Annotated in this window: 11 protein-coding genes; 6 read left to right on the top strand and 5 right to left on the bottom strand. The window is 72.6% G+C overall.

The features are described 5' to 3' along the window. The first annotated feature begins 58 nt into the window (after positions 1–58). Positions 59–1,552, top strand: coding sequence for a serine hydrolase domain-containing protein (locus ACN261_RS21180; protein WP_425851735.1), 1,494 nt, complete (start codon positions 59–61; stop codon positions 1,550–1,552). Positions 1,553–1,568: 16 nt separating this feature from the next. Here ACN261_RS21180 and ACN261_RS21185 read toward each other — a convergent pair whose 3' ends face one another. After that, positions 1,569–2,183 (bottom strand): TetR/AcrR family transcriptional regulator, encoded by a 615-nt coding sequence (locus ACN261_RS21185; protein WP_421481398.1) that lies wholly within the window; start codon positions 2,181–2,183, stop codon positions 1,569–1,571. A gap of 62 nt (positions 2,184–2,245) precedes the next feature. On the opposite strand from ACN261_RS21185, the gene ACN261_RS21190 reads away from it, so the two are divergent. Next, positions 2,246–3,184, top strand: a complete 939-nt coding sequence (locus ACN261_RS21190) for an NmrA family NAD(P)-binding protein (protein ID WP_425851736.1) — start codon at positions 2,246–2,248, stop codon at positions 3,182–3,184. Between the two features lie 226 nt (positions 3,185–3,410). Here ACN261_RS21190 and ACN261_RS21195 read toward each other — a convergent pair whose 3' ends face one another. Further along, the gene (locus ACN261_RS21195) at positions 3,411–6,101 is read right to left on the bottom strand and encodes an ATP-binding protein (RefSeq protein ID WP_425851738.1); all 2,691 of its coding nucleotides are present in this window, start codon (positions 6,099–6,101) and stop codon (positions 3,411–3,413) included. Between the two features lie 102 nt (positions 6,102–6,203). Beyond that, a complete protein-coding gene (locus ACN261_RS21200; RefSeq protein ID WP_425851740.1) occupies positions 6,204–9,341 on the bottom strand; it encodes a BTAD domain-containing putative transcriptional regulator in 3,138 nt (1,045 codons plus the stop codon). A gap of 142 nt (positions 9,342–9,483) precedes the next feature. Between ACN261_RS21200 and ACN261_RS21205 the strand changes: the two genes are divergently transcribed. Continuing rightward, a complete protein-coding gene (locus ACN261_RS21205) occupies positions 9,484–10,452 on the top strand; it encodes a hypothetical protein (RefSeq protein WP_421481402.1) in 969 nt (322 codons plus the stop codon). 718 nt (positions 10,453–11,170) lie between these two features. Further along, the gene (locus tag ACN261_RS21210) at positions 11,171–12,370 is read left to right on the top strand and encodes a pectate lyase (RefSeq protein ID WP_425851742.1); all 1,200 of its coding nucleotides are present in this window, start codon (positions 11,171–11,173) and stop codon (positions 12,368–12,370) included. 125 nt (positions 12,371–12,495) lie between these two features. On the opposite strand, the gene xylB is transcribed toward ACN261_RS21210, so the two are convergent. Together xylB and ACN261_RS21220 are read right to left on the bottom strand one after the other, a co-directional pair. Continuing rightward, positions 12,496–13,893 (bottom strand): xylulokinase, encoded by a 1,398-nt coding sequence (xylB, locus tag ACN261_RS21215; protein ID WP_425851744.1) that lies wholly within the window; start codon positions 13,891–13,893, stop codon positions 12,496–12,498. Between the two features lie 123 nt (positions 13,894–14,016). Beyond that, complete coding sequence (locus ACN261_RS21220) at positions 14,017–14,997, bottom strand: helix-turn-helix transcriptional regulator (protein ID WP_425851745.1); 981 nt, start codon at positions 14,995–14,997, stop codon at positions 14,017–14,019. Positions 14,998–15,060: 63 nt separating this feature from the next. Here ACN261_RS21220 and ACN261_RS21225 point away from each other — a divergent pair, with 63 nt between their 5' ends. Together ACN261_RS21225 and ACN261_RS21230 are read left to right on the top strand one after the other, a co-directional pair. Beyond that, on the top strand, positions 15,061–15,999 hold the full coding sequence (locus ACN261_RS21225) for an alpha/beta fold hydrolase (RefSeq protein WP_421481406.1): 939 nt from the start codon (positions 15,061–15,063) through the stop codon (positions 15,997–15,999). 425 nt (positions 16,000–16,424) lie between these two features. Continuing rightward, the gene (locus ACN261_RS21230; RefSeq protein ID WP_425851747.1) at positions 16,425–17,582 is read left to right on the top strand and encodes a Cmx/CmrA family chloramphenicol efflux MFS transporter; all 1,158 of its coding nucleotides are present in this window, start codon (positions 16,425–16,427) and stop codon (positions 17,580–17,582) included. Positions 17,583–17,603: the final 21 nt, after the last annotated feature.

The raw sequence follows: 17,603 nt of genomic DNA on the forward strand, positions 1-17,603 counted from the left end.
TGCCGGCTCACCCCGTGGTGTGATGACCGTCGGTGACGGCCTGCCTAGGTTCGACGTCGTGCCTCTCCACCGTCTGCGTTCTCCCCGGATGACCTCCCTGTCCGCCGTCGCCGCTGTGCTCGTCGCCGTACCGCTCGCCTCGGCGACGCCGGCCCACGCCACCGGCAGGGGGCTGGTCGACGACTACCGTTCCGCCTACGCGACGCCGGGGGTCGCGGCGGCCGTGATCGACGGCTCGTCGGTCGAGACGACCGTCCGCGGCCGGGACGGGGACGGCGACGCGGTGACGGCGGGGACGCCGTTCCGGATCGCCTCGATGAGCAAGTCGATGACGGCGACAGCGGTCATGCTGCTGGTCGACCGGGGCCGTGTCGCGCTGGACGACCCGGTCGTCACGGTCCTTCCCGACTTCCGGATGGCCGATCCGCGCTTCACCGCGATCACCGTGCGGCACCTCCTCAGCCACACCTCGGGCCTGTCGGCCAGCACGAACGACGAGTACGTGTTTCCGCCTCCGCGCGACGCGCGGCAGGCCGTGGCCCGGCTGGCCGACGAGACCCTGGCCGCCGAACCGGGCAGCCGACCGGTCTACCACAACACCAACTTCACGATCGCCGCGAGGATCGTCGAGGTGGTGTCGGGTCAGCCCTTCGACGAGTTCCTGCGTGCCGAGCTGTTCACCCCGCTGGGGATGACCCACACCCGCTCGACGCCGGGGTGTTCCGATCGCGCCGAAGGTCTGCCGTCCGGGTACGGGGTCGTGCTCGGGTTCGCCGTCGCGGTGCCGGAGATGCCGGGGACGTGCGCCGGCAACGGCGGGGTGATCTCGACCCTGGACGACATGGTGCGGTGGCTGCGGTTCAACCAGGGCGGCCCCGGCGCCGGCCTGCTCAGCGCCGCCGCCCGGACCGAGCTGCACACCGTGCAGCCCAAGGCCGGCGACTACGCCCTGGGCTGGCAGGCCCGCCCGGCCGCCGCCGGTGCCCCGCCGATGATCGGCCACGGCGGGACCCTGGCGACGTGGACCGGGGACATGGTCTTCTCGCCCACGACGGGCAGGGCCGCCGTCGTCCTGACCAACAGTGTCGGCGCGCCCGGCGAGCTGTCGGCCAACCTGCTCGCGGAACGGCTCGGGACCCCGACACGGCCGATGAGCAATCCGCTCGACACCGTGAACGCGGTCCTGCTCGGGCTCACGGTGGTGCTGGCGGCGCTGCTGGTCACCGCGGCCGTCCGGGCGCGCCGCTGGGCCGTCCGACGCCGTACGACGCGACGACCGCTGTCGATCCTGCGGCTCGTGCCCCTGACCCTGGCGACGGTGCTGGGTGCGACGCTGCCCGCGGTGCTGCCGATCCTGCTCTTCGGCGCGACCTTCGACCTCGGGTACTGGATCGTCTTCGCCTGGCTGCTGCCACTGCTGCCACTGCTGTCCCTCGTCAGCTGTGTGCTGGGGGCGGTCGCGCTCGCCCGTCGGCTCTGGTGCCTGCGCCACGCAGGTCAGGCGGTCCCCGCCGGGGACAGTCCTGCGGCGGCCGGGCGGACGACGGCGTGACGGCCCCGAGCGGGGGCTATGGGTCGTCCGTTCCGTGGCGCAGTTGACTGAAGGCCCGGTCCGCGTCGGCCACCGCCTCGGGTTGGACGTCGCGTGCGGTCCGCCCATCGGCGATCTTGCGCCAGTTGGTCCGGGCCAGTACGCGGTGGACCGCGATCACCTGGGCGGCCTGGAGTCGGCCCTCGATGCCCCGGTCGAGGACGTCGGCCAGCGCGTCCTCGTCGTCGAGCGTGTACTGCACGAGTCGTCCCGCCAGGCTCGGTGTGCTGAACACCAGCCGGTGGAACGCCACCACCTCGGGTTGGTCGTTGAGGCCGGTGACCGGCTCGAAGCGGTCGAGGCCGGCCCGGAAGTGCCGGTGCAACGCCGCCATCGGCGTCACGTCGGGCCGCCGGTCGCGGACCACCCGTGCGGCCTCGCCCTGGTGGTCGGCGAACCGGTGCAGGATCAGGTCTTCCTTCGTCGCGAAGTAGCGGAACAGGGTCGGCTTCGACACCTCGGCCGTCGCGGCGATGTCGGACACCGACACCCGGTCGAAACCGTGCGTCAGGAACAGCGAGATCGCCACGTCGGCGATCGCGTCCCGGGTCCGTGCCTTCTTGCGTGCCCGCAGCCCGGTCCGTTCGATCATGCGGTCAGGGTAACATTCGTTACCGGGTTGCATTTTTAACTCGGTAACGTTTCGATGGGGTCATGAGGCAGGCAGACAACCCCCGCACCCCCATCGCCGACGGCGTGGTCGCCAATGCACCCGGCGACAGGCCGCCGGTGCTCGTCACCGGGGCGACCGGCCGGGTCGGACGATGCGTGATCGACCTGCTGACCGACGCGGGCGTGCCGGTCCGTGCCCTCGTGCGCCGCTCCGAGTCGGCGGCGACGCTGCCCGCCACCGTCGAGGTCGTCACCGGCGACCTCACCGCGCCCGCATCCCTCGACACCGCGCTGCACGCCGTCAGCACGGTCTTCCTGGTCTGGACCGCCCCACCGCAGAGCGCGGCGGCCGTCGTCGACCGGCTGGCCGCCAGCGCACAGCGGATCGTCCACCTGTCCGCGCCGCACCGCACCCCGCACCCGTTCTTCCAGCAACCGAACCCGATGGCGGCGCTGCACGCCGAGATCGAGCGGCTCATCACCGGCACCGGACTCGGCCTGACGGTCGTCCGACCGGGAATGTTCGCGTCGAACGCCCTGCTCTGGTGGGCCACCGCGATCCGCGCGGGCAGCCCGGTCCGGTGGCCGTACGGGGCGGCCGAGACGGCACCCGTCGACGACCGCGACGTGGCGGCGGTCGTCGCGCGAATGCTCATCGAGGAGGGACACGTCGGTGGCGACCACGTCCTGACCGGCCCCGAGTCCCTCAGCCAGGCCGAGCAGGTGGGCATCATCGGTGACGTCCTCGGCCGCCCGGTCGCGTTCGAGGAACTGTCACCCGACGAGTTCCGGCGCGGGACCCCGCAGGCCGCACGACCGGCGGTGGACATGCTCCTGAACGCGTGGAACGCCGCGCTGGGACAGCCGGCGTACCGCACCTCCGCAGTGGCCGACATCCTCGGAACGCCCCCACGAACGTTCCGACAGTGGGTCACCGACCACGCCGCGGCGTTCACCGTGGACCCTACGTCCGGTCCATGACACCGATGGAGGCCAACAGGCGCAGTGTGCCGCGGGCGTCGGGCCCGTCCACAGTTCGCGGAACCGGAGTGCGGTTCTGCCGGACCCCAGGTCGCCGCGAACAACGGGTTTAGGACAACACCGGTCCGTCCACCGTGCCGGGCTCCCGACCCGCCGCTCCCCGACAGCGTCAGGGCGGGAAGCGACACGGCCGGGCCTGAGGCGGTGGAACCGCTCGGCGGACGGGTCACGCCCCCAGGCCGGGCTGATCCCTGAGCTGCCGGCGGGAGGTGACGCCGAGCTTACGGAAGACACTGCGTAGGTGGGCGTCGACGGTGCGGGGGCTGATGAACAGCCGGGCGGCGACCTCGTTCGACGTGGCACCGGCGGCGACCAGCCGCGCGATGTGCACCTCCTGCATGGTGAGCTGGTCGTACGTGTGACCGGACCGGCTGCGCGGCCGCTCGCCGGTGGCCCGCAACTCGTCGGCGGCCCGCTGGGCGAAGGCTTCGAGCCCCGCCCCGGACAGCAGGCCGTGCGCGGTGCGCAGGTACGGGCGGCACTCCCGCCTGCGGCCCTCGCGCCGCAGCCACTGTCCGTACAGCAGATGGGCTCTGGCCCGGTAGGGCAGCAGCGGGCTCCGCTGGAGATGTTCGACGGCGTTGCGGTACTGCTCCTCGGACCCGGTCACCAGCCCCCGGGCCAGCGCCGCGACGCCCAGGCCCGTGGCGGTGCCGCTGGCTTCGGCGCGTTCGGTCAGCGATTGCAGGGCGGTTGCGGCGACGTCGGTCTCGCCGCAACGGACCGCGGCCTCCACCAGTTCGGGCAGTGCGAAGCTGGCCAGGAAGAGGTCGCCTGCGGCGACGGCCTGCCGGGCGGCGTCCAGGGCGGCCGGGTGGTCGGCGAGGCCGTTGTGCAGTACCGCCGCCGCCCAGTGGATGTTGGCGACCAGGAGGCCGCTGCCCTTCGCCGTCGCCGCGATCATGGAACTCTCGAAGAGTTGCAGGGCCTCCTTCCGGCGGCCGCGCATCGCGGCCATCTGAATCCGGTGGAACGGCAGCGGTGGGCCGCCGATCACCTCGGCGATCGCCTCCTCCTCGGCGATCGCCACCATCGCCGAGCCGAGGTCGCCGGCGAACACGCCGTGCGAGCCGGTGTGGGCGAGACCGAGTCGCAGAAGCAGCGGCGAGCCGGACTCGCGGCCGGTCCTCGTCAGCCACCCGGTGATCGTCGCGTGCAGGTGCGGGTCCCACATCTCACCCGCGAGCATGAGGGCGAGCGCGGGTCGTTCGATCCACAGCGGATTGTCGGGTCCGTCGAGGACCTGCCGGATCAGCGGAACGGCGACCCGGTGCCCCTCCTCCTTCAGCAGGATCAGCAGATCCAGGGCATCGGGTGGGCGCGGCGTCGACACCGAGGACCGGGCCGCGGCCAGGACCGTCTCCATCACGCCGCTGGCCCGGCCGACGAGCAGGCTCATCTCGAGTGCGTCGAGGAGGCACCTGCGGGACCGGTCCGGGTCCAGGTCCGCGAGACGGCGCGCGGCACGGATCATGAACGCCGGTCCGTTGTGGTCGTGGTGGCTCTGGAAGGCCACCTGCCCCCGCAGCAGATCGGCGTACGCGTGCTGCGACTCGTCGAGCACCGCGTTCTCGACGGCGCCGAGCAGCGCGGCGGCCCGCCGGGGGTCACCCGCGCCGAGCCTGGCCTGTGCCGCCTCGAGCGTCCGCTGGACCCGTCCGGTGGCGTCCTGCGACAGCTCTCCCGCACGTTCGAGGAAGGCCGCTGCGGCGACCACGCCGCCCCGCGCCCGGGCACGCTGGGCCGAGCGGGCGAGTTCGGCGGCCACGTCGTCGTCGGGACCGGCGGTGGCCTGGGCGCGGTGCCACGCGCGCCGGTCCGGGTCCGAGATCGCGCTGGTGACCTCGGCCAGCACGCGGTGGGCCGTGTACCGCTCGCCGGCCCGCGCGGCCCGGTAGACCGCCGACCGGGCCAGCGGATGGCAGAAGCGGATGCGGGTGGAGAACTCGATCAGTCCCGTGGCGGCCGCGGCCACGCTGGCCGTGGGCACGTCGACGCCCAGCCTCCCTGCGGCGGGCCACAACAGGCCGGGGTCGCCCGTCGGATCGGCGCTCGCGACAGTCAGCAGGAGACGGACCTCGTCGGACAGGTGCGCCAGCCGGGCCTGGAACCCGCGCTCGATCCGGGCGGGCACCGACGACGTGTCCGGTGGGCCGTAGCCACCCGACCTCGGCAGTTCGAGCAACGCCAACGGGTTCCCCCGCGCCTCGGCGACGAGCCGGCCGAGCACCTGCTCGTCGATCAGCAGGTGGCTCTGCGCCGCGAGCAGCGCCCGCGCGTCGACGTCACTCAGCCCGCCGACATCGAGGACCGGCAGTTCGTCGAGTCCGCCCGGGGTCGGCGTCCGGAGCGCGAACAGCATGGCGACGGGCTCGGCGGACACCCGCCGGCCCACGAAGCTCAGCGCCGACGCCGACGCCGCATCCAGCCAGTGGGCATCGTCGACCACACACAGCAATGGGCGGTCCCGGGCCGCGGAAGCCAGCATCTCCAGGGTCGCCAGACCGATGCGGAACAGGTCCGGTGTGCCCGCGGTCAGCCCGAAGGCGGTCCGCAGGGCGTCGGCGTGCCGGACGGGCAGGTCGGCGAGATGGCCCAGCACCGGCACGCACAGCTGGTGCAGGGCGGCGAAGGGCAACTCCCGCTCGAACTCCGCCCCGGACGCCAGGAGCACCCGCCACTCCGACGCCGCCCCCCGGGCGTGATCCAGTAGCGCGCTCTTGCCGATGCCCGGTTCGCCGCGCAGCACCAGCGCCCCGCCCCGGCCCGACCGTGCGGCGTCGGTCAGCTCGTCGAGGAGCCCGAGTTCGTTCTCCCTGCCGACCAGCGGGCCGCGAGGCGCAGCTGTGGTTCGCACCCAGGCAGGTTAGCCGTGCGGGCCCGGACCCCGGCCGCCCGAGGCCGCGTTCGTCCTCGACGTGCCCGACGCGGGCCGACCCTCGTCGCCGACGGACTCGTCTCACTGCTGACCGAGCCCGCAGGCGGTGTCCGGCGAGGACTCCGCGGCGAGGAGGGCGAGTAGCTTCTCGATCCGTTCCGTGCCCGGCTGGTGGCCGGTCAGGGCGTGCGACCGGGCCGCCAGTCGCGCGCTGCGCCGGGCGGCGGCCACGTCACCGGCCCGGTACTCGGCCGCGGCGCGGGCGGTGAGCGCCCGGCCTTCGAGCAGCAGGTAGCCGCACTGCCGGGTGATGGACAGCGCCGCATGACACCAGGACGGTGCCGCAGGCTCGTCGATCTCGGCGAGGCTGACGGTGACATCGGCCTCGAGGTACCGGTCGGCGGTCGAGCGCGCGGTCCGCAGGGCGTCCAACAGGGTGCCGGTCCTGCCCTCGACGACGCCCAGGACGTGCAGAGCGAGTGCTTCGACCCGGGGTTCGACCGGCGCGCGCGCCATGTCGAGCGCCTGCCGGGCCAGGCGGGCCGCCTGCTGGTGGTCGCCCCGGTCGCCGTGGACCCGGGCCAGCGCACACAGCGTCGTGGCACGACCCCGGCTGCCCGTCTGTTCATGCAGTTCCAGCGCCTCGCTCAGCGTCCGTAACGCATCGTCGGACCGGCCGAGAAGGTGGTGGACGACCCCCAGGTTGCTCAGGATCAGCGCCCGGCTGGAGGTCGCCCCGCCCTGGTGCGCCAGGGTCAGCGCCGCGTGGTGATGGTCCGCGGCGTCCCGGAGCCGCCCGAGGTCGGCGCAGACCAGTCCGAGATTGTTGTGGTTGACCGCGACGCCCGCGGTACGGCCGTTGCGCGTGTTGAACTCCAGCGCCTGCTCCATGACCCGCAGGGCCTCACCCGGCTGGCCGGTCATCCGGAACACCGGACCCAGGTTGCCCAGCGCGGCCGCCTCACCGTCGTGCCATCCCGAGCGGTTCGCGCAGCGCAACGCCAGCTGATAGTCCTCGATCGCCTCCGGGAACCGTTCCAGCCGCCAGTGCAGTGCGGCGAGACTCAGCCGGGCCGCCGCCTCGGCCTGCCCGTGCCGGTCGGCCCGGGCCGCGGCGAGACCGATCCCCGCGACCTCGGACCACTGCGTGGTGTGCATTCCCAGCCACAGGTATCCGCGTAGCGCATCCGCCAGCGACCAGGCGAAGGCGTGCAGTTCCTGGTGCGCCGCGTGGCGGGTCACGGCGACGAGGTTGTGCCGGTTCGCGTCGAGCCAGGCGAGGGCGTCGACGTGGGCGGCGAACCGCATCGGTGGCCCGGTGGGCGCGGGTGGCCGCGTGGGCACGCGCAGCACCTGTGGATACAGCCGGTCGGCTGCGGCGTACACGCTGTGGAGGTACCACGACAGCAGATCGACGAGTGTCTCCCGGTTGTCCTCCACCGCCGCCAGTTCGGTCACGTACCGGCCGAGCAGGTCGTGGGTGCCGAAATGACCAGGCGTCCGCTCCTGGGCCAGGTGCGCGTCGGCGATCCGGGCGAGCATGTCCGCCGCCTCGCCGGCGTCGCAGCGGAGCATCGCGGCGGCCGACTCCGCCGTCACGTCGCAGCCGGGCACCAGGCCGAACAGCCGGAAGAGCCGCTGGAGTCGCGGTGGCAGGGTCTGGTACGAAGCGGCGAACGCCGTACGCACCGCGACCTGTTCGTCGTCACGGACGGTCAGCATGGTCAGCGGGTCGCCCGCCCGAAGCCGCGCCAGATACGCACCGACCGTCTCGCGCGGCCGGCCGTGCAGGTCCGCCGCGGCGATCCGCAGGGCCAGCGGCAGGTGCGCGCAGTCACGGGCCAGTTCCGCGAGAACCTCCCGCTGCCCGGCGACCCGTTGCGCGCCGATGACGCGGGTCAACAGCTCGGTGGCCTCCTGCGACGCGAGCACGTCCAACGACAGCCGCTGCGCGTCGTGCCCGGCGGCCAGCCCACCGAGGCCGTCCCGGCTGGTCACGATCACCAGGCAGCCGGCGCCGCCGGGCAACAGCGGCCGTACGTGCGCGGTGTCGCGGGCGTTGTCGAGCAGGATCAGCACCCGCCGGTCGGCGAGCACGCTGCGGTAGAGGTCCGTCGCCTCGTCGACGTCGTCCGGCACCCGGGTGGGCGGCACACCGAGCGCGCGCAGGCAGCGCGACAACGCGTCCAGTGGCGCTGTCGCCGCGCCGGGGGAGTAACCGCGCAGGTCCAGGAACAGCTGCCCGTCGTCGAACAGTGGCCGTACCCGGTGGGCCCAACGGATCGCCAGCGCCGTCTTGCCCACCCCGGCCGTCCCGACGATCGCGACGACCGCCAGCGCGCCGTTCTCCCGCGCCCGGCTCAGCATCGTGTCCAACGCGGCGAGTGCGTCACCGCGGCCGGTGAAGGTGGCCAGCCCGGCGGGCAGTTGGGCGGGACGCAGACCGGTCTGTGGGACCGACGGCGCGGGCCCGCCCGGCGGGAACTGTTGCCGCAGCACCCGCACGTGGGCCTCCGCGAGGCGCGGGCCCGGCTCGATGCCCAGCTCGTCGGCCAGGAGGCGGCGGATCCGCTCGAACACCCGCAGCGCCTCGGCCTGGTGCCCCGATCCGGCCAACGCCGTCATCAGCCGCGCGGCGAGTCCCTCGTGCCACGGGTTGGCGGTGACCAGCTCGCGCAACGGCGCCACCGCGGCGGCGTGTCGGCCGAGCGCGAACTCGGCGTCGGACAGGTCCTCGGACGCGGCGAGCCGCTTGTCGTGCAGGCCGGCGGCGGCCGCCGGTACGAACGCGGCGGACGCGCCGGCGAGTGCCGGTCCCCGCCACAACGCCAACGCCTGCCGCAACAGGGTCGCGGCCCGCTCGTGCCGGCCGGAGTCGGCGTGCCGGCGTGCGGTTTCGGTCAGCCCGGAAAAGACCGCCACATCCAGGTCGTCGCCGGCCAACTCGAGGCGGTATCCGCCGGAATCCGAATGGATCGTCTCGGGCATACCGGCCGCCCGGGTCAGTTGCCGCAAGCGGGAGACGCAGACCTGGACCTGTGCCCGTGCACGGGTGGGGAGAGCACCGCCCCACAGCGCCTCGGCCAACTGTTCCGCCGACACCACCACGTTGGGATTGAGCAACAGATACGCCAGCACCGCGCGTTGTTGGGGTCGCCCCAGCGGCACTCGCTCGCCCCGCACCACGGCCTCGACCGGGCCGAGCAAGCGCCATGTCATCCAGCCCCCACATCGATGTATCGATGACGATTCTATGCGTAGCTGCCAGGGCGGCTATCGGATGGCTAGCCGATGGCAAGCGGCACCGCGCAGCCTGATGGAGCCGGGCGGACGGCCCGGAATACGAGATAAAGGAGCTTCAATGGGACGAAGAATCCGCGCGGTTCTCCTCGCGGTGACGGCGCTCAGCATGGTCGTCGCATCGTCCGGGGTCGCGCAGGCCGGCGCGTCTCCGCAGCCGCCGCAGCCATCGCCGTCGTCGCTGCGCGACGCGCGGGCCGCCGCAGCGGCGTCGAACGGACTGGGCCCGGCCGCGAAGGGCGGGATCGGCACCGCCGCGGCGTGGTTCACCGGCACCGTCTCGGCCGGCGGCACCCAGGGCTGGACCTGGACCAATGCCCCGGCCGACGCCGCCTACGTGGTCGGCTACAACCCGGCCGGTGCCACCACCTCGGCCACCTGCCAGTTCGAGACGATCAACAGCCGGTACGTCCAACTGCCCAGTGGGGAGCGGCAGTACCAGTTCACCGTCAAGAACGTCGGCTCGATCGCCTGTGGTGCGACGGTGCAACTCACGGCGGTGACCAGCACGTCCCTGGTGTCGACCGGCGGCGTCAGCCCCGGTGGCACCCAGACGCACCTGTGGAACGTCCCCTGGAACACCATCTGGGTGGCCGGTCTCAACCCGAACGGGGCCACGAGCTCGGCGGCCTGCCAGTTCCAGGTGACCCGCATCTGGACCGTGCAGCCGGGCAGCTCCCTCCGGCAGATCTGGGTCGAGGTCAAGAACGTGGGGACCATCACCTGCCAGACCGACATCCGGCTCGGCTCCACCACCATCGGATCGCAGTTCTCCATGGCAACCGTCGGCCCCGGCAGCACCTGGTCCACGACCTGGAACAACGCGAATCCCGTCACCTCGGCCTACGTGATCGGCCCGTCACCCCAGGGCAGTTTCCCCACCTACTGCCAGTTCGAGGTCACCCGCGTGGTCTACGTCCAGCGCATCAACAGTGACGGATCATCGCAGCGTCAGCTCGCGATGTGGTTCAAGAACCTCAGCACGCTCTCCTGTGGAGGGACCGTCTACCTGCAGACCATCGCGGCCTGATCCCGCACCCGTCCCCGCGGTCATCGCTCGGCAACCACCGTTGTCGGGCGGTGGCCGCGCCCCCTTTCGCCACCGGTCTTCTCCCTGGTTCCGCCGTCGGTGGTGGAACGACCGTCGGAAGGCGGTGCGCCACCCGGGGACTCGCCTGCGGGGACGGCAGCGCTGCGGGCCCGCCGGTCCTGAGCCGGGACGACCGGCCCCGGCCGGCGCGAGCCGGGCGGTCGCCCCGGCCGGTGAACGCCGGGCGTCGGACGGGCCGGAGGTAGAGGGCCGCGGTGCGGCCATGATCCAGGCGTACGGCGCTCGCGCACTGCATCGATAGACGTCACCCACCTCGATGTCGGGCGGAAGTGTGCCGGGGTGAGATGAAGCGCTCTGATCTGGTCGGCGGCGATCCGCAGGGAATGCAGAACGAGCCGGGCCCTTCCCGCCCGGAACGCTGTGGAGCTGGTCGTCGAAGGACCCCCGGCAGTGCGACCGCAGCCCGATCAGCCTGTCGAGCGGGTCCGCCCGACCGGCGATCCCCGGGGCGCCCGGCAGGTCGACCGGAGGTGGTCCGAGCAGACCGACAGGTGTGCTCACCGCTCCTGCGCGCAGCAGCGCCGGCGTCTCGGCAGATGAACACGGTGTGACCCTTGCCTCATCATCGACCGATCCCTATCGTTGGATGGAAAGCGCTTTCCCGTCCCGGCGCTCATGCTCGAAAGGTTGGATCCAGATGAGACGCAAAGTCACCTCGCGATGGCTGGCCGGCGGTGTCACTGTGGTCGCAGGTGCCGTCGTCGCGCTGGCACTGCAGATTCCCAGCGCCTCCGCCGCCACGAACCTGAGCCTCGGCGCCGGTGCCGACGGCTCCAGCAAGGCCAGCGGCACCAGCTACGGCAACGTCATCGACGGCAACACCGGCACCTACTGGTCGCCGAGCGGCTCGACCGGCACGATCTCGGTCAAGTGGGGCAGTGCCACCACGGTGTCCTCGGCCGTCATCGTGCAGGCCCCGGGTGGCGGATCGATCAGCGGCTGGCAGCTCAGGAACAACGACACGAGCGCTGTCCTGGCCAGCGGCAGCAGCGCCCCGAGCACCATCACCTTCTCCTCGACCTCGCTGAAGAAGATCTCCTTCGTCATCACCAGCGCGTCGGGCACCCCACGGATCGCCGAGTTCGAGACGTACGCAAGCGGCGGGTCGACCCCGACCGCCGGCCCCACCGGCGGTCCGACGTCCGGCCCGACCGGCAACCCGGGTACGCCGACCGGAGCGTGGCCGTCGTCGGCCGGCTCGGTCGGCATCTCCGGCACGGTCAACGTCTCCGGCACCTTCGACGGCGGCATGAAGACCTACTGCTGCATCGGTGACGGCGGGCAGAGCGAGTCGCAGGACCCGATGTTCAAGATCGCCAACGGGGGCACCCTGCAGAACGTCATCCTCGGTTCGCCCGCCGGCGACGGCGTGCACTGCGAAGGCACCTGCACCCTGCGCAACGTGTGGTGGAACGACATCGGTGAGGACGCCGCCACCTTCAAGCAGACCAACGGCGGCACCTCGTACGTCATCGGTGGCGGCGCGCGCAGCGGCAGCGACAAGACCTTCCAGCACAACGGCAACGGCACGGTCAACATCTCCGGCTTCTACCTGAAGGGGTCCGGCAAGCTGTACCGCGGCTGCGGCAACTGCACCACCTCGTACACCCGGCACGTGCGCATCGACAACGTCCTGGTCGACGACATCGACATGCTCGCCGGCATCAACAGCAACTGGAACGACACCGCGACGATCACCCGCGTGGTCGTGATCGGCTCGGCCACCATCTGCGGCAAGTACAAGGGTGTGCCCAAGGGCAGCGAACCCAGCTACCTCGGTGAGGGCTGGAACGACGCCAACTGCAAGGTCAACAGGAGCGACGTCACCTTCCGGTAGCCCACCCCCGGACGAGTGGGGCACCCGCCACCGGGCGGGTGCCCCGCTGCGCCGCACCGGGCGGGACGCAACCCCTCCGACGCCACCAGCAGGACCGAACAGGAGGACCCCGGACGCTGCCGGTGTCACGTCAGCAGCGGTAACGCCCGCTGGCGGACGTCGACGTAGCGCTCGTACACCTCGGGGGTGCCGGCGGCGGTGACCTCCTCGGTCTCCACCGGCCACGGCGGTGGCCCGGGGTTTCCGGACAGCGCCCAGGCCGCCTGCCGTGCCGCGCCGAGCGCCACGTACTCCACCGGGCGCGGCACACTCACCGGCGCGCCGAACAACGCCGGCGCGACCGCCCGCACCGCGCGGGACCGGGCCGCACCGCCGATCAGCAACACCCGGTCGACCGGGACGTGCTGGGCGCGCAGCGCGTGCAGGGCGTCGGCGATGCCGCCGAGCATGCCCTCCACCGCGGCCCGCGCCAGGTTCGCCGCCGACGCGTTCGCCCGGGTCAGGCCGGCGAGCAGACCGCGCGCGTCGGGCAGATCGGGGGTGCGTTCCCCGTCCAGGTACGGCAGCAGCGTCAACCCGCCCGCGCCGGGTCGTGCCGCGAGCGCCAGGTCGTCCAACTCGGCCAGTGACCGGCCGAGCAGGTCGGCGACCGCGACGAGCACCCGGGCCGCGTTGAGCGTGCACACCAGCGGCAGGAACCGGCCGGTCGCGTCGGCGTACCCGGCCACCAGGCCGCTCGCGTCGGCGGTCGGCCCGTCACTGAGCCCGTAGACGCACCCCGAGGTACCCAGCGAGACCACCACGTCACCCGGTCGCAGGCCGACGCCGAGCGCCCCGCCCATCGTGTCACCGGTGCCGGCCGACAGCAGCGCGCCGGAGGCGGTCTCCCCGACCACCTCGGCCGGCCCGGCGACCCGGGGGAGTGCCACGTCCCGGCCGAAGGCGAGCCGCACCAGATCCTGCCGGTACGCGCCGGCCACCGGTGACCAGTAGCCGGTGCCGGACGCCTCGCCCCGGTCGGTCGTCGGCTCGCCGCCGTCCGCGCGCAGCCGGTGGGTGAGCCAGTCGTGCGGCAGTAGCACCGTGCTGGTGCGGTCCGCGAGTTCGGGCTCGGCGCGGGAGAACCAGCGCAGCTTGGTGACGGTGAAGCTGGCCACCGGCACCAGCCCGACGGCGTCGGCCCACGCCGTCGGGCCGCCGAACTCGGCGGTCAGGTCGGCGGCGGCGCGCGCCGAGCGGGTGTCGTTCCAGAGGATGGCGGGACGCAGCACCTCGCCGGCCTCGTCGAGGCAGATCATGCCCTGCTGCTGTCCGGCCACGCCGATCGCGGCCACACCGTCCAGCAGGCCGGCGCTGGCCTGCTCGTACGCGGCCCACCAGGCCCGCGGGTCGACCTCGGTGCCGTCGGGGTGCGGGGCGCGGCCCGCGCGGAGCACCTCGCCGGTCTCGGCGTCGCAGATCACGACCTTGGTCGACTGGGTCGACGAGTCGACCCCGGCGACGAGAGTCCTCGCGCCACCCATGGCGGTTCCTCCGTAGCTCGGCGGTACCCGACCCTACGTCCAGCAACCGGATTAGTTCAATGGCTTGACAAAATTGCCGTCGCGGTAGCGGCCCCGACCGTGCAGCGCCAGCGCCGACCTCGATCACCGTTCTGCCGTAAGGGCTCCCTGCCGCTGTGGGCCGTATCGATCGACGAGCACGGTGCCGATCGCGGCCAGATGGTCCAGCACCCCCGTGGGGCCGGTCACCTCCAGGTAGTCGACCAGTCCGGCAAGCTCACCGGCGAGCTTGCGTTCGTCGTTGCCCCGGATCACGACCTCGACACGGCCGTCAACCGTGGCACCTCCCACGTCGAGGCGGGCACCGAACCCCATCCGGAGCACGCCGATCCCGTGGGGCGCGCACATCGCGTGCGCCTCGACGGGCGTTCGCCTGCGTTCGACCTCGTCGGCGATCTCGCGCCAGCTCCCGGCCAGGTCGAAGTCCTCCGGCCGGTGCACGGGATCGGCGGTCGGATCGACGGAGGACACCCGGTCGATCCGGAAGGTCCGCCGGCCGGTCTCGGTGCCCGCGACGAGATACCACGCCGGGCCTTTGGCGACGATGCCCAGCGGGTGGACCCTCCGCCCGGTAGCGGTGCCGTCGCGGTCGACGTACCCGAGCCGGACCTGGACGCCGCGGATCACCGCGTCCTGGAGTTCGTCGACGAACCGCGGCGGTCGGCGTTCGACCTGGCTCGCCCCCCAGCCTCGCGGGTCCGTGACGAGCGCCGTCGCCGCCGATTCGGCCTGCTCCCGGAACGGCTCCGGTAGCGCACGGACGAGCTTGCGCAGCGCCGCTTTCGCGACGGGCGTGACGGACGAGGCCGGGCCGGCGACCAGGAACAGGGCGCGGGCCTCACCCGCGGTCAACCCGGACAGGTCGGTACGGGCACCGCCCACGAGGCGCCAGCCGCCGCCCCGGCCCTGCACGGAGTACACCGGCACGCCGGCCATGCCCAGGGCGTCGAGGTCGCGGCGGGCGGTGCGCTCGGAGACCTCCAACTCCCGGGCGACCTCCGCCGCGGTCACCTGGCCGCGCTGTTGCAGCAGCAGGAGCAGGGCCATCAACCGGTCGGCTCGCACCCGGACGACACTGCCACGAAAACCGGTCAGGAGGTGACCGGTATCGGTCCGCAGGATGCCGGCATGACCATCGACTTTCCCGAGCCCACCCACATTCCGGTCAACGGCGTGCACCTCGAAGTCTTCGAAGCCGGCCGGCAGAACGTGGGCAACCCCGTCGTGCTCTGCCACGGCTGGCCGGAGCACGCGTACTCCTGGCGCTACCAGGTGCCGGCCCTCGCTGCGGCGGGCTACCACGTCATCGTCCCGAACCAGCGGGGTTACGGCACCTCGTCCCGGCCCACCGACGTGACGGAGTACGACATCGCACACCTGTCGGGCGACCTCGTCGCCCTCCTCGACCACTACGGCTACGCCGACGCCACCTTCGTCGGCCACGACTGGGGCGCGTTCGTCGTCTGGGGCCTGACCCTGCTGCACCCGGACCGGGTCAACGGCGTGGTGGCGCTGAGCGTGCCCTACCAGGAGCGCGGCGAGACGCCCTGGATCGAGGCCATGGCGGCCGCCCTCGGCGACGACTTCTACTTCGTGCACTTCAACCGGCAGCCGGGCGTCGCGGACGCCGTGTTCGAGCAGGACACGTCCCGGTTCCTGCGGAACCTGTACCGCAGGAACGTACCCCCCGCAGCGCCCCAGCCGGGCAATGCGCTGATCAACCTCGCCAGGGCGCAAACCCCGCCCGGGGAGCCCGTCATGAGTGACAGCGACCTGGCCGTCTTCGTCTCCGCCTTCGAGTCGGCAGGGTTCACGGGCGGCATCAACTGGTACCGGAACCTGGACCGCAACTGGCGTCTGCTGGCCGACGTGGACCCGATCATCCGACAGCCCGCCCTCATGATCTACGGCGACCGCGACCCGGTCGCGAAGGCGGAACGGCTGACGGCATTCGTGCCGAACGTGGAGGTGGTCAGTCTGGACTGCGGTCACTGGATCCAGCAGGAGAAGCCGCAGGAGACGACCGGGGCGATCCTGACGTGGCTGGGCCGGCGCGGGACCGCCTAGCACCTCCGCCGGACAGGCGTTTCCCGATCCGGGGGATCGCCGGTGCTCGCTGCTGGTCGTGTCCCCGGCGCGGTGGGTTGGTGGCCTCGCCACCAACCCACCCGGCTGCTGTCGGCCGAAGCTCTGACCTGTCGCCCGGGTCAGCCCCGCCACCACGCGCACCGGGTCGAGATGACCCGCGGGCGTCGTCGTCGCGCGCCCACCAGCGACAACGGGCCCGTTTGGTAGCCTCGCGAGGTGAGTTCTCCCCAAGCGGACCGGTCAGGGCTGCCGGCCTCCCGGTAGCCCCAGATGCCCCCGCCCCTGCGCTGACGAGCCGCGCCGACCCGGTCGGCGGCGACGTCGCGTGAGTTCCTGCGCGTCCGGAGCACCGGCAGTGCCACCCGCCTGCCACCCATCACGTCCCTGCTTCGGAAGGCTCACGCATGCCCGTCCTCCTCTATCTGCTCGCCGTCGCGGTGTTCGCCCAGGGAACCTCGGAGTTCGTCCTCGCCGGCATCCTTCCCGGCATCGCCACCGACCTGGCGGTTCCGCTCGGCCGGGCCGGGCTACTCACCGCCGGCTTCGCCCTGGGAATGGTCATCGGCGCGCCGGCGATGGCCGCCGCTGCCCGCCGGCTCCCACCCCGCTGGACCCTGGCCGGCTTCCTGACCCTGTTCATCGCCGCGCACGTCATCGGCGCGGTCACCGACAGCTTCGCCATCCTGCTGGCCTCGCGGATCGGGGCCGCGTTGGCGAACGCCGGGTTCCTCGCCGTCGCACTGTCGACCGTGACGCGCATCGTGCCGGCCGAGCGGCACACCCGCGCGCTGGCAGTCATCCTCGGCGGCACCACGCTGGCGCTGATCGTCGGAGTGCCCGCCGGTGCCCTCGTCGGCGACGTGCTGGGCTGGCGCGCCACCCTGTGGGCGATCGCGTTGCTCTGCCTGCCCGCGCTGGTCGCGGTTCTGGCGGCCACGCCGACCCACCCCCGGCAGAGCGCCGCAGCGGACGCCGGGAGCGCCATCGGCCGTGAGTTGGCGAGTCTGCGTCGGCGTCCGGCACAGGGGAACATCGTGCTGGCCGTGCTGGTCAACGCCGCGACGTTCGCCACCTTCACCTACCTTTCGGCGATCGCCACCGGGCCGGCCGGGATCACCGAACGCACCGTGCCGTTGCTGCTCGCCGTCTTCGGCACCGGCGCGTTCCTCGGTGTCACCGTGGCCGGACGGTTCGGTGACCGGCACTGGCGACCGCTGATCACTGTCACCGGGCCGCTGCTCACGGCGGGCTGGGTGCTGCTGGCGTTCACCGTCGCCAGCCCCGTGGCGCTGTGGATCCTCGCCCTGACCCAGGGCGGGTTGTCCTTCGCCTTGGGCAGCACGCTCATCGCCCGGATCATCGCCACCGTGCGCGACGCACCCACGATGGGTGGCTCCTTCGCGACCGTCGCGTTGAACATCGGTGCCGTCACCGGACCCGTCGTCGGCGGTCTCGCCATCGAGGCCCTCGGCGTGCACGGCCCGGTCATCGTCAGCGCCGTGCTGGTGGCTCTCGCCGTCGCCGTCTGGTCGACCTGTCGAGCTGCGCACCGGCAGGCATGAGGCCCACCGGGGTGCTGCTCC

The organism is Micromonospora sp. WMMD723 (genome assembly GCF_049863385.1).
Classification (GTDB): Bacteria; Actinomycetota; Actinomycetes; order Mycobacteriales; family Micromonosporaceae; genus Micromonospora; species Micromonospora wenchangensis.